Source organism: Agriterribacter sp., assembly GCF_035445465.1.
GTDB lineage: Bacteria > Bacteroidota > Bacteroidia > Chitinophagales > Chitinophagaceae > Agriterribacter.
On the sequence record NZ_DAOMQT010000008.1, the window covers coordinates 89,307 to 111,176 of the forward strand.

General features: G+C 42.8%; 18 protein-coding genes. 13 read left to right on the plus strand and 5 right to left on the minus strand.

Translation table 11 applies throughout. From position 1 onward, the window contains the following. The first annotated feature begins 59 nt into the window (after positions 1-59). The 7 genes from panC to panB all read left to right on the plus strand — a co-directional run bounded on the left by panC (position 60) and on the right by panB (position 6,882). Positions 60-965 (plus strand): pantoate--beta-alanine ligase, encoded by a 906-nt coding sequence (gene panC, locus PLE34_RS06560; RefSeq protein WP_324555138.1) that lies wholly within the window; start codon positions 60-62, stop codon positions 963-965. Next, a complete protein-coding gene (gene panD, locus PLE34_RS06565; protein ID WP_324555140.1) occupies positions 955-1,302 on the plus strand; it encodes an aspartate 1-decarboxylase in 348 nt (115 codons plus the stop codon). The genes panC and panD overlap by 11 nt, the downstream gene beginning before the upstream one ends. Positions 1,303-1,348: 46 nt before the next feature. Further along, positions 1,349-2,371 (plus strand): lysylphosphatidylglycerol synthase transmembrane domain-containing protein, encoded by a 1,023-nt coding sequence (locus tag PLE34_RS06570; RefSeq protein WP_324555142.1) that lies wholly within the window; start codon positions 1,349-1,351, stop codon positions 2,369-2,371. Next, positions 2,346-2,837: a D-glycero-beta-D-manno-heptose 1-phosphate adenylyltransferase gene (gene rfaE2, locus PLE34_RS06575; RefSeq protein WP_324555144.1), complete on the plus strand. Its 492-nt coding sequence runs from the start codon at positions 2,346-2,348 to the stop codon at positions 2,835-2,837. The genes PLE34_RS06570 and rfaE2 overlap by 26 nt, the downstream gene beginning before the upstream one ends. Before the next feature lie 72 nt (positions 2,838-2,909). Beyond that, positions 2,910-4,985, plus strand: coding sequence for a polyphosphate kinase 1 (gene ppk1 / locus PLE34_RS06580; protein WP_324555146.1), 2,076 nt, complete (start codon positions 2,910-2,912; stop codon positions 4,983-4,985). 182 nt (positions 4,986-5,167) lie between these two features. Next, positions 5,168-6,052 (plus strand): Ppx/GppA phosphatase family protein, encoded by an 885-nt coding sequence (locus PLE34_RS06585; protein WP_324555148.1) that lies wholly within the window; start codon positions 5,168-5,170, stop codon positions 6,050-6,052. Positions 6,053-6,066: 14 nt separating this feature from the next. Further along, positions 6,067-6,882, plus strand: coding sequence for a 3-methyl-2-oxobutanoate hydroxymethyltransferase (gene panB / locus PLE34_RS06590; RefSeq protein ID WP_324555150.1), 816 nt, complete (start codon positions 6,067-6,069; stop codon positions 6,880-6,882). A 74-nt stretch (positions 6,883-6,956) separates the two neighbouring features. Here panB and PLE34_RS06595 read toward each other — a convergent pair whose 3' ends face one another. After that, the gene (locus PLE34_RS06595; RefSeq protein ID WP_324555152.1) at positions 6,957-7,448 is read right to left on the minus strand and encodes a hypothetical protein; all 492 of its coding nucleotides are present in this window, start codon (positions 7,446-7,448) and stop codon (positions 6,957-6,959) included. Between the two features lie 297 nt (positions 7,449-7,745). On the opposite strand from PLE34_RS06595, the gene amaB reads away from it, so the two are divergent. From amaB to PLE34_RS06615, 4 genes are all read left to right on the plus strand, one after another. Then, complete coding sequence (gene amaB, locus PLE34_RS06600) at positions 7,746-9,272, plus strand: L-piperidine-6-carboxylate dehydrogenase (RefSeq protein ID WP_324555153.1); 1,527 nt, start codon at positions 7,746-7,748, stop codon at positions 9,270-9,272. Between the two features lie 375 nt (positions 9,273-9,647). After that, positions 9,648-11,165, plus strand: a complete 1,518-nt coding sequence (locus PLE34_RS06605) for an OmpA family protein (RefSeq protein ID WP_324555154.1) — start codon at positions 9,648-9,650, stop codon at positions 11,163-11,165. 359 nt (positions 11,166-11,524) lie between these two features. Further along, positions 11,525-12,544, plus strand: a complete 1,020-nt coding sequence (locus tag PLE34_RS06610) for a hypothetical protein (protein WP_324555155.1) — start codon at positions 11,525-11,527, stop codon at positions 12,542-12,544. 136 nt (positions 12,545-12,680) lie between these two features. After that, a complete protein-coding gene (locus PLE34_RS06615) occupies positions 12,681-14,372 on the plus strand; it encodes a S8 family peptidase (protein ID WP_324555157.1) in 1,692 nt (563 codons plus the stop codon). 156 nt (positions 14,373-14,528) lie between these two features. Here PLE34_RS06615 and PLE34_RS06620 read toward each other — a convergent pair whose 3' ends face one another. The 3 genes from PLE34_RS06620 to PLE34_RS06630 form a co-directional block, all read right to left on the minus strand. Continuing rightward, positions 14,529-15,032: a hypothetical protein gene (locus PLE34_RS06620; protein WP_324555159.1), complete on the minus strand. Its 504-nt coding sequence runs from the start codon at positions 15,030-15,032 to the stop codon at positions 14,529-14,531. A gap of 125 nt (positions 15,033-15,157) precedes the next feature. Continuing rightward, positions 15,158-15,916 (minus strand): SDR family NAD(P)-dependent oxidoreductase, encoded by a 759-nt coding sequence (locus PLE34_RS06625; protein ID WP_324555161.1) that lies wholly within the window; start codon positions 15,914-15,916, stop codon positions 15,158-15,160. Between the two features lie 93 nt (positions 15,917-16,009). Further along, positions 16,010-17,158 carry a serine hydrolase domain-containing protein gene (locus PLE34_RS06630; protein ID WP_324555163.1) on the minus strand — a complete coding sequence of 383 codons (1,149 nt, stop codon included), beginning with the start codon at positions 17,156-17,158 and terminating at the stop codon, positions 16,010-16,012. Between the two features lie 66 nt (positions 17,159-17,224). Here PLE34_RS06630 and PLE34_RS06635 point away from each other — a divergent pair, with 66 nt between their 5' ends. Both PLE34_RS06635 and PLE34_RS06640 read left to right on the plus strand, forming a co-directional pair. Then, positions 17,225-18,193 (plus strand): D-2-hydroxyacid dehydrogenase, encoded by a 969-nt coding sequence (locus PLE34_RS06635; protein ID WP_324555165.1) that lies wholly within the window; start codon positions 17,225-17,227, stop codon positions 18,191-18,193. Between the two features lie 55 nt (positions 18,194-18,248). Next, complete coding sequence (locus PLE34_RS06640; RefSeq protein WP_324555167.1) at positions 18,249-20,162, plus strand: ABC-F family ATP-binding cassette domain-containing protein; 1,914 nt, start codon at positions 18,249-18,251, stop codon at positions 20,160-20,162. 18 nt (positions 20,163-20,180) lie between these two features. Here the strand turns inward: PLE34_RS06640 and PLE34_RS06645 are convergent, their stop codons facing one another. Further along, the gene (locus tag PLE34_RS06645) at positions 20,181-21,830 is read right to left on the minus strand and encodes a PAS domain-containing sensor histidine kinase (protein WP_324555169.1); all 1,650 of its coding nucleotides are present in this window, start codon (positions 21,828-21,830) and stop codon (positions 20,181-20,183) included. Positions 21,831-21,870: the final 40 nt, after the last annotated feature.

Sequence of the window (21,870 nt, forward strand, 5' to 3'; positions counted from 1 at the left end):
TTAGTATTAAGGAAATGTGCAAGAGTGCGCAAAGGTAGGTTTTTTTTGCCGAAACTGAGGTGGAAAGGCCTGCAATTACTACTTTTAACGCCATTATGTTCATTATTAAACAACCTGCAGACCTTAGCGCATACCTGCAAAAAGAAAGGCGGTCGGGCAAAAAATGCGGCTTTGTGCCTACCATGGGCGCCCTGCACCAGGGGCATCTTTCCCTTGTGAACAGAGCCAGGGAAGAAAACGAACTGGTGGTGTGCAGCATTTTTGTAAACCCCGCACAATTCAATGATCCAAAAGATTTTGAGCTGTATCCGAAAACGCTGGAAAACGATATTTACCTGTTGGAAAAGGCGGCATGCGATGTGCTTTTTTTACCTGCTACCGAACAAATATACCCTCCCGGTAAAGTACATAATGAATGGTATGACCTGGGTGAGCTTGAATCAGTTCTTGAAGGAAAATACCGGCCCGGCCATTTCCAGGGAGTATGCCAGGTAATGCGGCGCTTAATACAAATTGTTGAGCCAGACAGATTGTATATAGGGCAAAAAGATTACCAGCAATGTATGGTCATCAAAAAGCTGCTGTCACTCATGCACAGGCAAACCGATGTTGTTATTTGTTCCACACTGCGTGAACCCAACGGATTAGCCATGAGCAGCCGCAATATGCGGCTTAGCGCCGGTGAGAAAGAAAAAGCAGCCGGGATATTTGAAGCTTTATCCTATATCAGGCAAAACATACAACCCGGTACGCTGGAAGACACGCTGGTACAGGCCGGCAATATACTTACCCGGCATGAATTGCGGGCAGACTACGTAAAAATAGCCACGGCCGGAGACCTCCGGATTATGGATAGCTGGAACGGGAAAATTGAAATTGTGGCATTGATTGCCGCTTATATGGGTGAAGTGAGATTGATTGATAATATGCTGTTACCGCTTAATTTTGCAGGCTATGCAAATTGAAATACTGAAATCAAAAGTGCACCGGGCGGTTATTACGGAGGCCAACCTGAATTACATAGGAAGCCTTACATTAGACGAAGACCTGATGGATGCCGCGAACCTGATTGAAAATGAAAAAGTACAGGTCGTTAATGTAAATAACGGCTCCCGCATTGAAACCTATTTAATTAAAGGCAAACGCGGTTCAGGCGTTTGCTGCCTCAACGGACCCGCGGCCAGGCAGGGCGCCGTAGGTGATACCGTTATTATTATAGCTTACGCTACCATGGATTTTGAAAAAGCCAAACAGTTTAAACCAGCTATAGTGTTCCCCAAAGAAGGAAACCTGCTGCATTAATGGTAGAGGGGAAATATCTATTTTTTATCCGTCATTTACTCATAATATGAGAAAAAAAACAGCAAATGCCCTTCAGTATGCTTTCTTTTTAGGCCTGGGCATTTTTCTGCTGTGGTTAAGCGCGCATAATCTTTCGCCTGAAAACAGGCAGCATTTAACCGGCGCATTGCATAATGCCAATTACTGGTTAGTGATACCGGCAATGATATTATTAATGATCAGCCATTACAGCAGGGCGTTACGGTGGAGGATACTGATCCGGCCGCTCGGCTACCGCCCGTCTGTTACCAACACCTTTTTTGCTACCATACTGGGTTATTTTTTTAATCTCCTGGTTCCCCGTCTGGGGGAAGTAATGAAGTGTACCATTTTGGCCAAATACGAAAAAATTCCCGCCGATAAGCTCATTGGCACCATGGTAACGGAAAGGGTATGTGATTTTCTGTGCCTGCTCATTATTATTGCCATTACGCTGTTTATCCAGTTTGATATTATTCACCAATACGCGTCTGTTCAGTTCCATAATATATTGTACGATGCGCATGGCCGGTTTAAAATATATAAAATGGCCATTATTATAGGCATTATAGCTGCCGTTATTGCTATTTTGTTCTGGCTGGCAAAGATCTTTGCTACCTCAAGATTCATCCAAACCATAAAAAAGTTACTGAAAGGCATATGGGCAGGTATTACCAGCATTAAGCATATGGAAAACAAATGGCTTTTTTTATTCCATACCTTTTTTATATGGACGATGTACCTGCTGAGCATCCGCATAGGATTGTATACAATGGAGGCGGTAAGTCACCTGGGATTTAAAGCGTGTTTGGCTATATTAAGCTTCGGGAGCATTGCCATGCTTGCTACACAGGGTGGCATAGGCGCTTACCAGTACACTATCCAGAAACTCTTGCCGCTATATGCGGTAGCCGAAGGACCGGCACTTGGGTTTGGCTGGATATTGTGGATCGCCCAAACGGGAATCATTATTTTTGTAGGGATACTTTGTTTACTTTTATTACCCATAATAAACCGGAGCAAATATGAAATACCCAGGGCTGATCAGTAATAAGATGCTAACATTTGATGGCATGCGGCACCAGGTAAGGCGCTGGCGGCTTTTAGACAAAAGCATTGTTTTTACCAATGGCTGTTTCGACATTTTGCACGAAGGGCATCTTGAAATATTGTCTCAATCCGCAGCTTTGGGTGACATACTGGTTGTGGGCGTTAATACCGACAATTCCGTAAAAAAGCTAAAAGGAGAAAACAGGCCGGTAAATAAGGAACTGTTCAGGGCAAAAATGCTTGCTGCATTAACCATTGTAGATGCTGTGGTATTGTTTGATGAGCCTACTCCGCTCGAACTTATCCGGATAATAGCCCCCGACACGCTTGTTAAAGGAGGCGATTATGCTATTGACCAGGTAGTGGGAGCGGAAGATGTAATAAAAAACGGGGGAGAAGTAAAAATAGTGCCCCTTGTAAAAGGATATTCCACCACTGCACTTATACAAAAGATCCAGGAACTGTAAAGAAACTTTTACCAAAACTTAATATTTGCCTCATATTCCGTTTACTTATTTTTACCAAATAAGTTAGGGTATATGATAAAAGCGAAAGGCAAAACAATTGTGCGTGATATTAGCTGGCTGGCATTTAATGCAAGGGTATTACAGGAAGCCGCCGATCCCACCGTTCCCATCAAAGAGCGCATAAAGTTTTTGGGTATATTTTCAAATAACCTGGATGAGTTTTTCAGGATAAGGGTAGCGGCATTAAAAAGAATGCAGGAGCTGGGGAAAAAGGCCGGCATGCATCTTGAACAGGATCCCAGGAAGATATTAAACCAGATACATCTTATTGTACTGGAACAAAGAAGCGAATTTGACAGGGTATGGAAAACCATTTTCAATGAACTGAAAAAGCAGCATATTTTCCTGGTTACTGAAAAGCAACTGAACAGGGAACAACAAAAATTCGTTCGTACTTTTTACGATGAAGAAGTGGCGTCTTCCATCATTCCGCTGATGATTCAAAATATCAAAAGCTTTCCTTCGCTGCGTGAAAAAGGCATCTTTCTCGCCGTAGTATTATCAAAGAAAGATTCCGCATACAAAAAAAAGTATGCTTTAATTGAAGTGCCAACAAAGGTGATCCCCCGGTTTGTGCTCCTCCCGTCTAAACCGGGAACCCATTACCTTATACTGCTTGAGGATGTGATCCGGTTTTGTATTCCCCACATTTTTTCGTTCCTGGGCTATGATCAGTATTCGGCTCATGTTACAAAACTAACCCGCGATGCAGAATTTGACCTGGATACCGATATGAGCATTTCCTATACCCAAAAAATAAGAAAGGGCTTAAAAACACGAAAAAAAGGCAAGCCTGTTCGTTTTTTATACGATAAGGATATTGACGCGGGATTGCTTGAGTATCTTATACGCAGGTTAAACCTTAAAGCCAAGGATGCGATCATCCCCGGCGGAAGAATACATAATTTCAGGCATTTCATAGATTTCCCCGAATCTGTTTTTGAGCAAAAAAGCCTGCATAAAAAAGCAATCATCCACCCTGTGTTTAGAAATGTAAACCGGGTTACAGACGTTGTGCTGAAGCAGGATGTAATGCTGCACTTTCCTTACCATTCATTTAATGCGGTAATTGACCTGTTAAGAGAAGCGGCGATGGACCCTCATGTGCTTGAAATAAAAATTACCGCATACCGGCTGGCCCCCGCCTCTAAAATTATAAACGCGCTGATCAATGCCCGGAGGAACGGTAAAAAAGTAACCGTAATGCTTGAGCTGCGTGCCCGCTTTGACGAGGAAGCCAATTTAGAATGGAAGGAACGCCTGGAAGATGAAGGTGTGCTGGTGCTGTTGGGCGTACCCAATATGAAAGTGCATGCCAAAATATGCGTGATCAAAAGAAAACAGGAAAATAAGATCATCCAATATGGTTTCGTTAGTACCGGCAACTTCAATGAAAAAACGGCTACCCTCTACGGCGATCATTGCCTGCTCACTGCCAACCGTAATATTATGGCTGATATCAACCGTATTTTCAGCTACCTGCTGCAGCCTAAAACGGGAGCGCATTTTCTTAAGGCCTGTAAAACATTACTGGTAAGTCCGTTAACCATGCGAAAACAACTCGTCACACTTATTAATCATGAAATTAAAAACGCAAAGAGTGGCATACCCGCCGGCATATTGTTAAAAATGAATTCTCTTTCGGATGAAGCGCTGATCAATAAATTATATGAAGCGGCATTTGCCGGCGTGGAAGTGCGCATGATCGTAAGAGGCATTTGCTGCATGCTTACCGAAAATAAAAAATTCAAAACTCCCGTGCAGGCCATAAGCATTGTGGATGAGTACCTGGAACATGCAAGGGTAATGATTTTCCATAACGGCGGGAAGCAAAAAGTGATGATCTCGTCAGCCGACCTGATGGTAAGAAACCTGGATCACAGGGTGGAAGCTGCCGTGTATATTACAGATCCTGCTATTTGCAGTGAACTGAAAGATATATTGCTCATACAGTTGCAGGATAACGTAAAAGCCCGCTGGTTAGATAATGAATTAAGCAACGCTTATGTGAGAACCAAAGGAAAAAAAATAAGATCCCAGAAAGAAACCTATCATTATCTTTTTCAAAAGGCCTATCAGCAATCCTGAGGCGTCCCGCTCCCTGTAGCCCGTATAAAATTGAAGTTGCCCGGTGGCAGCGAAGACGTTTCATGTGTTGCAGAAACGCATTCACAAACCCTGGTTGTTGACAAGTGTGGATTTTTTATGTTACGCACCGGTAATTATTTAATAATATTGAGGTTTAAATCAATTAATACCATTATATCATATTGAGATTAGCGGCTATTGATATCGGAAGTAATGCTGCCCGGTTGCTGATCAGCGAAGTAAAAATAAGCGCTGGGGGCGAACCGGTTTTTAATAAGCTTAACCTTGTAAGAGTTCCGCTAAGGCTGGGTTTTGATGTTTTTGAAAACAATGAAATATCCGAAGAAAAAACGGACATGGTTATACAAACCATGAAAGCCTATAAGCATCTTATGAATGCTTACGGTATTACTTACGTTAAGGCCTGCGCCACATCGGCCATGCGCGATGCCCGCAATGCACCGGATATCATCAGGAAAATAAAGGCGGAAACAGACATTACTATTGAAGTGATCAGCGGAGAGGCTGAAGCCAGCTATATTTATGAGAACCACATCGCCGAAAAAATGTCGAAAGATGATGCTTATCTTTATATTGATGTAGGCGGGGGAAGCACAGAGCTTACTTTTTTCAGCAATGAAAAGCTGGTATTCAAGGAATCATTTAACATTGGCACTATTCGCTTATTAAAAAATATGGTCACGGATTCCCATTGGAACAATATGAAAGATTTTGTAAAGGCCAAAATCAGGAACTACCGCTCTGTTATTGCTATTGGCTCAGGTGGAAATATCAATAAGGTATTTTCCTTATCCAAAAAAAAGGAGGGCAGGCCCTTACCCTTTGAATTACTGAAGGATTATTATAAGGAATTGAGTGGTTTTACGCTGGAAGACCGTATGCGTGTGTATAAATTAAGAGAAGACCGGGCAGACGTAATTGTTCCTGCTTTATTGATATATATAAATATTATGCGATGGACAGAGGCAAAAGAGATCTATGTGCCCCGGATTGGATTGGCAGACGGATTGATTCAACATTTATATAAGGAGGTGATAACGTTTTAACAGGCTATACATTTATGAGTATCAACAAGGAAATTAAAAGAATTACTACCCACACTTTGCAGAAAATGAAAAGTAATGGCGAAAAAATAGCCATGCTTACGGCTTACGACTATTCATTTGCCAAAACATTTGATGCGGCAGGCATAGATATTTTGCTGGTGGGCGATTCCGCCAGCAATGTAATGGCAGGGCACGAAACAACGCTGCCGGTAACCCTGGACCAGATGATCTATCATGCTTCTTCTGTTGTAAGAGGCGCCAAACGTTGCCTGGTTGTAGTAGACCTTCCTTTTGGCGCTTACCAGGGCAATTCAAAGGAAGCCCTGAACTCCACCATCCGTATTATGAAGGAAACCGGCGCCCACGCCATTAAGCTCGAAGGCGGGGAAGAAGTGATAGAATCCGTTAAAAGGATCATATCTGCCGGCGTTCCGGTTATGGGTCATTTGGGATTAACGCCTCAGTCTATTTACAAGTTCGGCACTTATACCGTAAGGGCTAAAGAGGAAGCGGAAGCCGAAAAGCTCCAGAGAGACGCCAGGCTTCTGGAAGAAACCGGGTGCTTTTCCATAGTACTGGAAAAAATTCCGGCTTTGCTGGCCAGGCAGGTAAGCGAAAGCCTTCATATTCCTACCATTGGTATCGGGGCAGGTAATTATTGCGATGGGCAAGTATTGGTAATGCATGATATGTTGGGTATTACAACTGAGTTTAAGCCTCGTTTTTTACGGCAGTATCTTAATCTTAATGAAACAATAACGCATGCCGTTCAGCAATATATTAATGATGTGAGAACAGGTGATTTCCCGAGTGAAAATGAACAATATTGATCCTCATACATCATAAGTAAATATTTATATAAACTTTGTATATTATTGATTATGACAAACATGTATAATTAATATTATTTTGAGTTTGCGTCCAAAATGTCATACAGCTTCAATTCGGGCGTGGTTTCTTTAAGCTTCATATACAGGGTCAGGCAATTGGTGGCTACCGCCATCCTGGCATTTGTTTTCACCGCATCAAAATAAACCTGCTTCATTTGCTTTCTTTCCCTGCTTATCATCCGTTCAGCCATTTTATACCCGTCTCCCATATTGCCTTTATTCGTTTTTTCCGCAAAAACTGCTACATTGGAAATTTGTACATTATTATTGCGCAGTTGCATAATTTCACAAACACAAACGGTGTTTGCCGTTTTGCTTTTTAATTGCTCCGGGAACGTTTCTGCCTTTACGGCATTTCCATTAAAGACCTGAACTGACGCTCTTATAAAAGCGTTGAGATTGAATTGTTTGGGCTGCACTGTTCCATTGCCGGCGTTAGCAGATAATGTTGTTACTGTCATTATAATACATAAACAGTAAAACCGGGTATAAAGTAATTTTGCCATTTTGTTTGATTTAATCAAGTTAACAATACACGGTTTCACACAAGTTGGAACCCGATTAAAATCGTATGGCTTTTCAGATGATACGGGAGTGGGGAAGTGCAGTAAATAAAAAAAACTGCATTTTACAGGCTTCTCATTGGGGATACTTGATAAAAAACATAACGGTATGCAAAGAAGGTTAATTATTTTGAAACCGCATAGCTATACAGTGTTAAATCCATAGCTATACCCGATTTAATAGCATATATCAAAGCAAACTGTGTATTCAGGCTGTATATTGCAGTAAAATAAAATGCCATGAGTAATTTTATTGAAAAGCTAAGGATCAGGTCGGTAAACCAGGGCGTGTGTACGGGGCAATATTATATCGGTTCTTCAGGCGCAATACAGCCTTCGTACTCCCCGGTTGACGGAGCATTGATTGCCAGCGTGTATATGGCGGATGATGACGGTTTCGAAACCGTAGTAAGAAAAGCCGGGGAGGCCTTTTTGGAATGGAGAAGCTGGCCTGCTCCCAAAAGGGGAGAGGTAGTAAGACAAATAGGCAATAAGCTCCGGGAGTATAAAGCGCCGCTTGGTAAGCTGGTTTCTTATGAAATGGGCAAAAGTTTGCAGGAAGGGATGGGCGAAGTGCAGGAAATGATAGACATCTGCGATTTTGCCGTGGGGCTTTCCCGCCAGTTATATGGTTTAACCATACAGAGCGAACGGCCCGGTCACCGGATGTATGAACAATGGCATCCCATAGGTATTACGGGTATCATATCGGCATTCAACTTCCCGGTTGCCGTATGGAGCTGGAACGCTATGTTGTCTTGGGTATGTGGCAATACCTGCATTTGGAAGCCTTCTGAAAAAACGCCTTTATGTGCAATCGCCTGTCAGAATTTAATTGCAGATGTATTTGCCCAAAACAATGTTCCTGAAGGAGTTAGCTGCTTATTAATTGGAGATAAATATATAGGAGAAAAAATGGCGGCCGATACCAGGATCCCGCTTATTTCCGCAACGGGCTCTACCCGTATGGGCAAATCAGTGGCAACTGCAGTAGCATCCCGGCTGGGGAAAAGCATCCTGGAGCTGGGTGGCAATAATGCTGTTATTATATCGAAAGATGCAGACATGGATATTGCCGTATTAGGGAGTGTGTTTGGAGCTGTTGGCACCGCGGGGCAGCGTTGTACCAGCACCCGGCGGCTTATTATTCATGAAGCTGTTTATGAAACCTTTAAGAACAAGCTGGTAAGCGCCTACCGCCAGCTAAAAATAGGTGACCCGTTGAACGGGGAAAACCATGTTGGTCCGCTCATTGATACGGATGCAGTAAATAACTACCTGGAAGCTATAGCAACCTGTAAACAGCAGGGAGGTAATTTTATAGTAGAAGGCGCAGTACTGGAAGGCAGTGCATATAAAAGCGGCTGCTATGTACAACCCTGCATAGCCGAAGTTTTGCCGCATTACGCTATTGTTCACCACGAAACCTTTGCCCCCATCCTTTATATTATGAAATATAAAACGATGGAAGAAGCCATCGCTATACAAAACAGTGTTCCCCAGGGATTGTCATCCGCTGTGATGACGCTTAATTTAAGGGAGGCCGAATTGTTTTTATCCGGCGCAGGCAGCGATTGCGGCATTGCCAATGTAAATATAGGAACAAGCGGCGCTGAAATTGGCGGCGCTTTCGGGGGTGAGAAGGAAACAGGCGGAGGCAGGGAAAGCGGCAGCGATGCATGGAAAAGTTATATGCGCAGGCAAACCAATACCATCAACTGGTCAACCCAACTTCCCCTGGCGCAGGGAATCGTATTTAATATTTAAATCTTTTTGTTAAAGATATTCTAAATGAGCCACTTATCCACATGTTTCCCGTGAAACGTGCATATCTTTTTTTTGAAAAAACCGCTTTCTTTTGTATTGATATCGGCAACCTGTAACGCAGCGCATATTCCAAATACATAAATAGACAGGGCTTGTCTGTTAACTGCCACGAATGCACGAATATTTTTTGTCAAAGGCACATTCGTGCATTCGTGGCTATTACCATCGTTTTAACAACAAATCCATAAGGTGCCCTGTTAATCAGCCGCGTTATTTTACCAAAAATGGAACCAACTGAATCCCAATAATATTATAGCATATTACACGTTATAATCTTCATACATTCAATTCATCCTTTGGAAATAACCTGTTAGTATGAAAAAAGCATATTTACTGTTAGTCTTCAACCTTGTGTTTTTTAATGTAATATACGCCCAAATGAAGTGGGGTATAGGTGGAGGCCCGCATCATACAACGGTTATTGAAAAAAATAACCTTCAGGGCTGGGATCAGCAGTACAAGGGAAATTTTACTCCGCTTGGAGGTTTTCATGCTGGGATATTTTCAGAGATCAATTTAAGTAAAAATACAAACTGGGCTGTTCAGCCTGCCTTACTCTATACGAATAAAGGAAGGAAGTTTTCAAAATCCTACGATTCCACAAAATCATTTATTAATGACACTTCTGCTATCAATGCTTCCTGGAAGATCAACTACCTCGAACTGCCGGTAAACCTTGTATACCGGATACCACTTACAACAAAAGTGAGGTTCATACTGGGTGGCGGTCCCTATGTTTCATTACAGCTAAACAGCAAAACCGCGTATGAAATCGTGAATGCTTCCGGTGAACGTGAAACCTTTAATGATAAAATGGCTACCGGCGATGCGGTTAATACATACCAAAAGCTGCATTGGGGAATCAATGCGCTGGCAGGGCTTGATTTTAACGACCGGCTTATGCTTTCAGCCAATTATAGCAGAAGCATGTCTGATTTTTATACCGCGGGCTATGAGGGTTCATTTAAGCACCAGCTATGGGGCGGCACGGTTGTAATATGGCTTACCGCCTCCAAAACAACCAAGATCAAAGCCAATCAGAAAGATAGCGATGGAGACGGCGTGCCGGATAAAATGGACAAATGCCCAACGGAAATGGGCACAGCAGCAACAAATGGCTGTCCTGATACAGATGGTGATGGTATACCAGACAATGAAGATAAATGTCCTGATGTGACTGGTATCAGCAGTTTGGTAGGCTGCCCGGCTCCGGACAGGGATAAAGATGGCATAGCAGATAATGAGGATAAATGCCCTGATGTGGCCGGTATTGCCAGATACAATGGCTGCCCTGCACCCGACAGTGATGGAGACGGGGTAACAGATGACAAGGATAACTGTCCGGGTATTGCCGGTACGGCCAAATATAATGGTTGCCCGGCGCCTGATACAGATGGGGATGGTATTGATGATGACAATGACAGGTGCCCGCTGAAAGCAGGAACAAAAGAGAACAACGGCTGCCCGGGTATTGGAAAAGATATGCTCGATGATATCAATAAAGCTGCCCGTAGTATTTTGTTTGATGTAAACAGTGACAATATCAAAGCCTCTTCATACAGCGCCTTAGATAAGCTGGCGGGAATTCTGCTAACCGATACCGAATTGAAATTAGATATTGAAGGACATACAGACAATACCGGATCTGTTCGGCTGAACCAGGTGCTTTCCGGACGCAGGGCGCTTGCCATTAAAACGTACTTAGTTAAAAAAGGTATCGCTGCTGAACGTTTAACCGCATCAGGTTTTGGGTCGGAACATCCTATAGCCAGCAACAGCACCGAAGAAGGCAGGTCTAAGAACAGGCGCGTTGAATTTAAAGTCAAATACTAACGGTAACGGATAAATGATGGGCAGGCATCTTTTCAAACAGGAGAAGATGCCTGCTCGTTTAAGAGTTATGGTGTATGCCGGATTAACATGGGTCAATATCTGTTTCCGATGATTGCATTTACCAGATACTTGTTATAGTTTTGTATTATTCCATCCCTCCTGTGATCTTCCACCAGGCTTCGTGTTACAATAATAAATGCATTAGCCTGCCATCTGAAAACGATTCGTGTTACAGCCACTTTCGATGAGCCGCACAATATCCCCGATGAACAACTAAGTAGTTTTACAATTCAGCTAAGTGTTTTTTCGTTATATACCTGAAATCCTATCCGCCCTTTATAAACTAAAAATGTTATTTTATGAGAAAGATAGATGCTGTACTGCTGTCTGCGCTGATACTCTACGACTACAGTGCCCAATCCCTGGTAGATAGTGATATTATTAACCTGGGTAACTCCTTAATAGCGGAGCACAATAGCTTCCGGGAGGATAAACCTGTTGATCCTTCGTTTTTGACTGATCGTTATAGTAATACGCTCCCGGAAAACAATACCGAACCGTTAAACCTGTATGGTTTAGACGCAACGCCCGCAAAAAATATTTCGTATCACGATTTAGCAAAGATCAATCCTGCAACCGCCATTACAGCAACGCAGCCGGAGGATAATAGTAATATGCTTATTCATATCAGTATGCCCAACGCTTTTATGGAAGAAGCGGCTATGCTTCCTGAAAGCCTGGAACAGGCTGCTGAAGAAAGCACCCTCACTTTATCTGTGGCAACCGTAACGGCTTCATTTGCTTCATTAAGCGATGCAGGGAATATTGAAGTGAAGGATGAGTTTGATGCAGATAATATGCAGTTTGCCGATACAGACGCTGATGGTATGTTTAATTTTGAAGATAAGTGCCCTGCCATTGCCGGTGTGGCAAGATTTGAAGGCTGCCCTGTTCCGGACAGCGACGCAGACGGCATAAATGATGAAGAAGATTATTGCCCCTTTGAAGCAGGCACCATTGCCGGAAGCGGTTGCCCGCTGGAGAATGATATTAACACTACTAATAATACAAGTGCTTTGAACAATGACCAGGCAGATGCGGTGGATTTTTCAACGGTGGTAAAATTTGAAGAGAATAATGATGTGCTGTCGAACAGTGATTTTAACATGGTGCTGCAACTGGCCGATAAGCTTCTTAATAATGCCGGTGCAAAAATTGATATCTACAAATCGGCTGATATTAATGCCGCAGCGCAGACAAATACAATTATGCGGTATTTAAAAGATCTGGGTGTTAATGATTCGCAAATAAACCTTTCACTAAAAGATACAGGAAGTAATGCTGTAGTTAGGGGAGTGGCAGTTCAAATAAGATATTAAATCGTTAAGATTCATGTAAAATGTCAGGGAAAAACAACCCTGACATTTTTTTTTGCATCTCTATTCTTTTAAATTGTGTTAACCGGTGGCGGTAATTAATAATTTTTAGCCAAATTTGCCAATCAAATAATAATACATGAAGAAAACTTTCTTACTCGCAATTATTGGAGCAGTGCTGTATCTTTCCGGGTTTACCCAAACCGCAGTAAAAGATATTCCCAGGGGATGGCATATGCTTGACCCGCAAAAAGATGGTTATTACGGAATAGATGTTGAAAAAGCCTACAATGAGCTTTTAAAAGGTAAAAAAAGCGTTCCTGTTATAGTAGCTGTAATTGATTCTGGTATAGATACCACACATGAAGATCTTAAACCTGTTTTATGGCATAACCCCGGTGAAATTCCGGGTAACGGTATTGACGACGACAATAACGGATATATTGACGATGTATATGGCTGGAACTTTCTGGGAGGTAAAGACGGGAGGAATGTAAATAAAGACTCATACGAGGCTGCAAGGGTGTATTACAAATTAAAAAAGAAATTTGGCGATACCATGCCGGATGAGGCAACGGCAACTCCGGAGGAACTCGACGAGATAGGGATGTATAAAAAAGTAAGAGACCTTATAGAAGGGGATGCTAAAGAAGCTTCACTGAATGTAATGTTCTTAAAGAATATTGTAGAAAAAATGCCCTGGGCCGATAGTATTTTGCAAAGCAGTTTAAAAATGACCGAGTATAGTGGCGATGATTTGCAAAAGTTTAAACCGGCTTCTGCAGATGAAAGTAAAGCGAAAAGTACGATAATGGCATTATTCCTCGGCTTCCAGGCAAGTGAAATGACGAATAAGCGACTGCTTGAAATGACGGGAGAATTTTATAACGGAGAAAAATCAAAGGCAGATGCGGTTGTAAAAGAACCGAAAGATTATCGCGGAGAAATAGTTAAGGATAATTATGACGATATTAATGACCGTTATTATGGTAATAATGACGTGATGGCAGGTACGCCTATGCATGGCACGCATGTATCCGGTATCATTGCTGCCGCACGTAATAATAATATTGGAATGAACGGCATTGCCGACAATGTACGTATTATGACAGTGAGAGCGGTGCCGGATGGTGATGAGCACGATAAAGACATAGCGAATGCAATCCGGTATGCTGTGGACAATGGCGCCAAAGTTATTAATATGAGCTTTGGGAAAAGCGTATCACCCCAGAAACATTGGGTTGATGATGCGGTGAAGTATGCAGCATCCAAAGGGGTATTGCTGGTGCACGCGGCCGGTAATGACGCAAAAGATATTGATATCCATGATAATTTTCCCAATCCCATCTTCAAAAATGACAGCATTGGAAGAGCGGGTAACTGGATTACCGTAGGCGCAAGCGGCGATCCGGCAGCGGGTGGCATTATCGGCTCTTTCTCGAACTATGGTAAAAAAGAAGTGGATGTTTTTGCACCAGGTGTAAAAATATATTCCACTTTGCCCGGAGGCAACCAGTATGGCAACTTACAGGGAACCAGTATGGCGAGCCCTGTGGTGGCAGGGGTGGCAGCTTTATTGATGTCGTATTATCCCAACCTTACGGTACAGCAAATTAAGGAGGTAATTGAAAAATCTGCTGCTTCACCGGGAATAAAGGCACAAAAGCCCGGAACAGATGAAGCGGTAAGCATGGCAGAGCTTAGCCGTGCCGGTGGAATTGTAAACGTGTATGAAGCAGTAAAATTGGCCGATTCCATCTCGGGTGAAAAGAATGTATTGCCACAACAGGCTTTACCGAAATCGAAAATGAAAAAGGATAAGAAAGGATAGGAAGCAATTCAGGAAAGTCGTTTTTTGCCGCAGATTCGCCGATGTTATCTTCGGATCTGTGGCATTTTTTATTACCGCATATGCGTAACTAATCGTTTTTCAAACGCCTCTCTGCGGCGTCTTTTATACTGCTGTCAACAGGAGAATATAGTATTGTTATTTTGCTTTTTTGCCTTGTGTTTCCGTTTCTCCGAACAGCATAACATAGCCGCACAGGTCTTTCTTTTGTTTGGTGTTTACCTGAAGCGGTTTTATCATATGGTATTCAGACATTTTAGGCACATAGGAATAACTGATAATGTTGCCATCTGCTTCACCCCATTTTTTTTTCTGGTATACCACCTGCTTTTCATTGTAATCGTACATCCTTACTTCGTACAGGTTTGACTTTACATCTCCTATAAATACAAACTGGTACTTTGTTCCTTCATTCATGGGTACTATAATCGGGATCTCGTATTCACTCTCCATCGTAATAGAAGCTTCACGCAACACGGAGAAACCTCCATCGGCAAGTAAATGTTTAACGCTGTCGGCCTGCTTTTGAATAGATTGGTTATCGCAGGGGCTAACCCGGATAATATTGTCTGACTGGGCAAAGGATGAAAAGCTGAATAATAAGGGCAGAGCGCATATTGCGGAAAGGAGTGGCTTTTTCATTTTTTAAAGTTTACAGGGTTTCAGATTGATTTCCGGCTGCACGAACCTATGATAATCAAAGGAATTGAAGAACGGAAACTGTTCAATTTTCCCGGCTTTTAATGAACGCAAATATGCTGCCTAAATTATTTTTTGTGGAAATAAATAGCGTCTGCCTGCTGAACAGGGCATATTACCAGGTCGTTGATACAAACATGCTCCGGCACAGTAGTACAATAGTAAATAACATCCGCTACATCTTTAGCGGTCAATGGTTTAAAGCCATTATATACCGCGTTGGCCTTAGCTGCATCACCATTAAACCGTACCAGTGAAAACTCCGTTTCAGCGGCCCCCGGATGAATAGCGGTTACTTTAATGTTATGCCTCAGTAAATCTATACGCATGCTTTTACTTATTGCCTCTACGGCAAATTTGCTGGCACAGTATACATTGCCCCTTTCATATACTTCCTTTGCTGCCACTGAGCCGAGGTTAATGACATGTCCTTTGTTTTGTGCTATCATAAACGGCAAAACAGCTTTTGAAACGTACAATAACCCTTTCACATTGGTATCCAGCATCGTGTCCCATTCATCTATGTCTGCCTCATCAAAAAAATCACGGCCAAGCGCGAGCCCTGCATTATTAATAAGAATATTAATATTCCTCCACTTGCCCGGAATAGTATCTACAGCTTCAAAAACCTCCTGCCGCCTGCTCACGTCAAACGGAAGCGGGAGCACCCGCACGGAAAAGCGTTCTTCAATATCCTTTTTCAACTGCTGCAACCGGTCTTCTCTTCGTCCGTTGATAATAATATCATGGCCCGCTTCCGCAAACTGCAGCGCGCAGGCTTTTCCAAACCCGGAAGTAGCGCCTGTAATAAAAACAATTTTACTCATTTAAAAACAATAGGTAGATGAAACACAAAGGTAAAGTGAAAAAAGAAAAGTGAGGGGCAACCTTAAGCCGGAGAGGATGAATAAGAAAACAACTTACCGCCTGCTTTCATCCAATTGTTCGGCCCATGCTATTAATGTATTTACTTCTATGGGAACATTATTTATTTTTTCGTCTCTTTTTTTACCCAGGCGAACAATAACCATATTGCGGGCTGGTATGCAGATGATATACTGCCCTAATATCCCACGGGCATAAAATATGTTCTGCCGGCCGGGTATGATCCACCATTGATAGCCATAATAATTGCAGGGGGTGTTATGCTCATCCATAATATTACAGGGCGTAACGGATTTACGGAAAAAAGCGCTGTCAATAACAGGCATGCCATTTATTTTTCCGCTGTCGAGCATAAACTGGCCCAGCCGTGCAAAATCACGGGCATTGCTGTTAAAGCAGCAATAGGCTTTTTCTTCACCATTGGGTTTATCAATGCTCCACAACGCATCTTGTTCTGCGCCGAGGGGTTGCCATAATTTTTCTGCGGCATACGCGCTCAGTGATTTTCCCGTTGCTTTTTCAACAACCAGTCCAAGCAATTGCGTATCACCGCTTTTATATGCATGGTATGTGCCGGGGGCTTTAATAATATTTACACGGGTTGCGGTTGTATATACATCAGTACCATAGTATAGCTCAGTAGTTTCCGAGAAAGGGTTGGCATAACTTTCATTCCAGTCGCTGCCGCTGCTCATCGTTAGCAGATCCGCAATTTTTACTTTTGCTTTTTCGCCTTCATTAAATTCCGGAAGGTATTTGCCCACGGGGTCGTTTACCGAACCCATCTTACCTTCATGTATAGCCGCACCTATGAGCATGCCGGTAATGCTTTTAGCAACAGAAAAGGAATTAGACAGCGAACTATCGTTGTAGCCATCCCAGTATTTCTCAACCACGATTTCCCTGTTTTGTACTACCACCAGGCCAACAGATTGCAGCTTTGTAAGATATTGCTCCAGTGTATCGGGTATATTTACTTTACCATAATCTGCCGAAAAGCGCCAGGGAACAGGTTGTGCTGCCGGCACTGAACGGTTGTTAAAAATGGTATAATCATCAATGCCTGCAAAATTATAAACGATGGCTTTGTATAAATAAGTTTTACCGGTTAGAACGGGCAATACCAGTATAACAAGCACTGTAATGACGATAAATTTCGCGGAGCGGTTTTTATTTTTTTTCATTGTAACGGGGAGGTTAGGGCATTCCTGCTTAATTTCGGGCTAACTAAGATACAATAAATTATACGTATGCATATTGTTATACTTGATGGTTATTCCATTAATCCCGGCGATTTGAACTGGTCTTCCTTAGAAACATTCGGCAATTTAACGGTTTACGACAGATCGGCCCCGGAGGAGGTGCAGGAGCGTTCGGCAGGAGCGGAAATTGTGCTCACCAATAAATCAAAAATTCCCGGCGATGTAATTCATGCATTACCCCAACTGCGATATATAGGGGAGCTGGCAACAGGTTATGATAATGTAGATATTGAGACCGCGGCTAAACGAAATATCCCCGTATGCAATGTGCCGGGCTATAGCACATCATCGGTTGCCCAGCTAACATGGGCGCTCATACTGGAACTCACGTACAACATTAACCGCCGGTCGAACGAAGTGCATAACGGCGCGTGGACAAGGAGTAAGGATTTTTGTTTCGGACACGAAGGTCTTTTTGAATTGCAGGGAAAAACACTCGGGCTCATTGGTTTAGGACAAATAGGTTCTGCGGTAGCCAAAATAGGAATGGCTTTTGGTATGAAGATCGTAGCCACGGTTCGCAACCCGGCTAAATATGATATGCCAGGCGTAAGCTTTGCAAGCGTAAACGAATGTTTTGCACAGGCGGATTTTGTTAGCCTTCATTGCCCGCTTACCGATGCCAACAGGGAGATGGTTAATAAAGAACTCATAGAACGGATGAAACCTACCGCTTATTTAATTAATACGGCACGCGGCGCCCTGGTCAATGAGCAGGATTTAGCCGGGGCGTTAAACCATAAGCAAATTGCAGGAGCGGCTGTTGATGTATTGTCGTTGGAGCCGCCTCCGGCAGGTAACCCTTTGTTAAAGGCTTCGAACTGCATTATTACACCGCATATTGCATGGGCCACCAGGCAGGCAAGGGAACGGCTTTTATATGAATCTGCAGAAAATATCAAAACATTCCTCAACGGAGGATTAAGGAATGTGGTTAACGGAGTTAAGAAAGTGTAGCTTTTATCGTCCAGCTAATCGCGTAACTGTCTGAACTCTTTTTTATCTTTGCCGGATGCATTATGTTTCTGCTGAAGGATTAGGGAAGTCTTACGGAATAAAGCCTCTTTTTAAAAACCTGGGTTTTCATATTGAAGAAGGAGATAAAATCGCGTTAATAGCCCGCAACGGCTCGGGTAAGTCTACCTTGCTTAAAATTATCGCCGGTAAAGAAACGCCGGAAGAAGGAAAATTGTGGGTACATAAAGATGTAACCGTGGCCCTTTTTGAGCAGGAACCTTCCTTTATTGATGAATTGTCTGTGCTTGATAACATCTTTCATCACAATCATCCTGTTATTAATGTTATTAAACAATATGAAGCGGCAAGCGAAAGTGAGGATGCCGATGCATTGGGCGATGCCATTGTAAAAATGGATGAGCTGAATGCCTGGGATTTCGACAGCAAGGTAAAGCAGATCCTCGGCAAGCTGAATATTCACCAGTTCCGGCAAAAGACAGGTACGCTTTCGGGTGGCCAGCGTAAACGGGTAGCGCTTGCCAGAACCCTGATTGATATTGGTTTTGAGCACAGGCATGTACTCCTTATTATGGATGAACCTACCAACCACTTGGATGTAACAACGGTAGAATGGTTAGAGCATTACCTGAACCAGGAAAAAGTAACCTTACTGCTGGTTACACACGACCGTTATTTTTTAGATGCGGTATGCAACGAGATATGGGAAATGGATGGCAGTGACTTATATGTATATAAAGGCGATTATGAAAACTATGTGGAAAAGAAAGCCGCCCGGCTGGAACAGCAGGCTTCGGGCATTGATAAAGCGAAAAACCTTTACCGTAAAGAATTAGAATGGATAAGAAAGCAACCAAAGGCCAGAACAACCAAATCGAAAAGCCGTATTGATGCTTTCAGTGATGTGGAAACCAAAGCCAAACAGCGGATGCAGGATAACCAGGTGCAGTTGCAGGTGAAGATGAGTCGCCTCGGTGGCAAAGTAGCTGAGCTAAAAAAAGTATATAAAGCTTACGGGAACCATACCATACTAAAAGGCTTTGATTACACATTTGCCAAAGGTGAAAGAATTGGTATTGTAGGAAAAAACGGGGTGGGAAAATCTACTTTCCTTAATATGCTGCAGGGTATTGAAAAAGCCGACAGCGGGAAAATTAATATCGGGGAAACCGTCATTTTTGGATATTATTCCCAGCAGGGCCTGGAAATAAAGGAAGATATACGGGTGATAGCCTATGTAAAAAACATAGCGGAAAATTTTCCGTTGGCCAACGGAGGGTCGCTTAGCGCGGCCCAGTTCCTGCAACTTTTTTTGTTTGACCCCGATCAGCAACATACTTTTATTTCAAAGCTAAGCGGTGGTGAGAAAAAAAGATTATTGCTGCTGTCTATCCTTTTCCGCAACCCTAACTTTTTGATATTAGATGAGCCTACCAATGATCTTGACCTTCCTACGCTGGGTGTGCTGGAAAATTTTTTAAGTGAATACCAGGGTTGCCTGCTAATCGTTTCGCATGACCGTTATTTTATGGACAGGCTCACCGATCACCTGTTTGTTTTTGAAGGAGACGGGGAAATAAGGGACTTTCCGGGAAATTATACCCAGTACCGGATATGGAAAAAGGAACAGGAAGAAGAAGCGAGGCTGCAGCTTACAGCAAACAGATTACCTGAAGGAAACCACATACAGAGCGCAGCTACAAAAGTACCGGATACTGTTCCTCAAAAAAGAAAGCCATCTTACAAGGAAAAGCGGGAGTTTGAATTATTGCAGAAGGAAATAGAAGCGCTGGCAAAGGAGAAAAAAACTATTACAGAAAAGCTCAACACCGATAGCATCCCCTTCGGGCAATTACAGCAGTTCTCGAGCCGGATCGGCGAGCTGTCGCAATTATTGGATGATAAGGAATTGCGCTGGCTGGAATTGAGTGAAATGATGGATGACGCTTAAGATCAGGGCAAACACCCCTTATATTTCAAATTCCACGTTTAACACAAATCCTTTTCCGGGCGCGGTATCCATGTTTATTTTTCCCTGGTACAATTCAATCCTGTTGCGAATATTCCGTAGGCCCATGCCATGACCGTTGTCCAGTGTAAGATCAACGCCTACACCATCATCTGTAATTACCAGTAATACTTTATCTTCCATTTGTTCTATATGCACAGTAACATTATGCGCATGGGCATGTTTAACAATATTATTCAGTTGTTCCTGCACAATGCGGTACAGCATCAGCTTATGTCCATCCATAAGCCGGGCTTCATCGAACTGTCCTATGTCTACCCGGATCGTAACAGGCTGCACTTCTTCTATAGCCTCAGCCATACTGATCAGTGAATGCTCAAGGCCTAATTCGGCAAGGAGCGGCGGGGCAAGGTTTTTGGAAAGATTCCTCAATTCCTCAATTACCTTGTCAATATATTCATTGCTCTTCCTGAGCAAACCGTCCCTGATCTTGTCATTTGCGATGGAATGCTCGATATACAATTTTACCACTCCCAGCAACTGGTTCACATTATCGTGCAGCTCTTCCGCGAGCTTTTTGCGCTCACTTTCCTGTGTATCCATAACCGTGCGGGCTAACTGCCGGCGATATATAATTTCCTTTTCAGCCAGTTGCTGCTGCAGGTTACGCTGTTCTGTAACGTCATGCATGGATACGATCAGCCGGAAAGCCCTTCCTTCACTGTCGCGCAAAATAGAAAAGCAATCCGTTATGATTTTATAAGACCCGTCTTTGCATATAAACCGATATTCGTTGTTGATGGTTGTAACATGCGGAATTTGCAGCGCGGCATCCATCTTATCTAATATTTTGTCTTTATCCTCCGGATGAATATTATCTTTCCACCAGGCGTAGCCCTGTTGCAAATCTGCATCATCGTACCCAAACAGGAGCTTAATGTTTGTATTATAGTAAAGCTGGCCGCTCAGTATATTCCAGTCCCACAAGCCTTCCATAGTAGCCATACTCAGAATATTATATCGTTTCAGGCTTTCCTCTAATTGTTTTTGTTCCTTTCTCCTGTTTGTTATATTCTCCATCACAAGTATAAATACCGCAACCCCCGATTTATCTCTTACTTCATTAATAGTGATATTACAAATCAGCTTTTCCCCGCTTTTAGTGGTAATGCCCGCAACATTTTTCATCCTGTTGAGCTTCCCCTGCTTCAGCATCATATCCCAGTATTCCAGCTCTACATTATCTTCAGTTTTTATAATCAAACTGTAATGTTGTTTTAGCAGCCCGGTTATTTCGTAGCCTGTTAGCGCACAAAAGAAAGGATTGGCATAGAGAAATACGCCATTATTGTTTAAGCGGGCTATGCCCAGGTTGGTTTCCGATAAAATCGTTTCCAGCTCGTTGTGGTTAAAAACAAGGGTATCATATTTTTCCTTAAAATATTTACTGTTGCGACGGATAATAAGATAGATAACGATTGCCGTTAAGCCCACAAAAGCTACCCCCTTAAAGCTTTGCATATAGTGATACAGCCTTATATCGTTTCCAAAAGCCTGTAGCAGGAGATAATCGGTACAGAGTATCCATACCAGGGCTATAAGAAGGAAGATAACTACAGCCTGAACGGTTGATAACGGGCGTCCTTTCATACAATTAATTTACCGGCACACAGCACAGCCTGAAATTTAT

Excerpts from the sequence above, each read along its gene's own strand:
- panD (WP_324555140.1), top strand. The coding sequence starts at position 955 with ATGCAAATTGAAATACTGAAATCAAAAGTGCACCGGGCGGTTATTACG.
- PLE34_RS06570 (WP_324555142.1), top strand. The coding sequence starts at position 1,349 with ATGAGAAAAAAAACAGCAAATGCCCTTCAGTATGCTTTCTTTTTAGGC.
- rfaE2 (WP_324555144.1), top strand. The coding sequence starts at position 2,346 with ATGAAATACCCAGGGCTGATCAGTAATAAGATGCTAACATTTGATGGC.
- ppk1 (WP_324555146.1), top strand. The coding sequence starts at position 2,910 with ATGATAAAAGCGAAAGGCAAAACAATTGTGCGTGATATTAGCTGGCTG.
- panB (WP_324555150.1), top strand. The coding sequence starts at position 6,067 with ATGAGTATCAACAAGGAAATTAAAAGAATTACTACCCACACTTTGCAG.
- PLE34_RS06595 (WP_324555152.1), bottom strand. The coding sequence starts at position 7,448 with ATGGCAAAATTACTTTATACCCGGTTTTACTGTTTATGTATTATAATG.
- amaB (WP_324555153.1), top strand. The coding sequence starts at position 7,746 with ATGAGTAATTTTATTGAAAAGCTAAGGATCAGGTCGGTAAACCAGGGC.
- PLE34_RS06605 (WP_324555154.1), top strand. The coding sequence starts at position 9,648 with ATGAAAAAAGCATATTTACTGTTAGTCTTCAACCTTGTGTTTTTTAAT.
- PLE34_RS06610 (WP_324555155.1), top strand. The coding sequence starts at position 11,525 with ATGAGAAAGATAGATGCTGTACTGCTGTCTGCGCTGATACTCTACGAC.
- PLE34_RS06615 (WP_324555157.1), top strand. The coding sequence starts at position 12,681 with ATGAAGAAAACTTTCTTACTCGCAATTATTGGAGCAGTGCTGTATCTT.
- PLE34_RS06620 (WP_324555159.1), bottom strand. The coding sequence starts at position 15,032 with ATGAAAAAGCCACTCCTTTCCGCAATATGCGCTCTGCCCTTATTATTC.
- PLE34_RS06625 (WP_324555161.1), bottom strand. The coding sequence starts at position 15,916 with ATGAGTAAAATTGTTTTTATTACAGGCGCTACTTCCGGGTTTGGAAAA.
- PLE34_RS06630 (WP_324555163.1), bottom strand. The coding sequence starts at position 17,158 with ATGAAAAAAAATAAAAACCGCTCCGCGAAATTTATCGTCATTACAGTG.
- PLE34_RS06635 (WP_324555165.1), top strand. The coding sequence starts at position 17,225 with ATGCATATTGTTATACTTGATGGTTATTCCATTAATCCCGGCGATTTG.
- PLE34_RS06640 (WP_324555167.1), top strand. The coding sequence starts at position 18,249 with ATGCATTATGTTTCTGCTGAAGGATTAGGGAAGTCTTACGGAATAAAG.
- PLE34_RS06645 (WP_324555169.1), bottom strand. The coding sequence starts at position 21,830 with ATGAAAGGACGCCCGTTATCAACCGTTCAGGCTGTAGTTATCTTCCTT.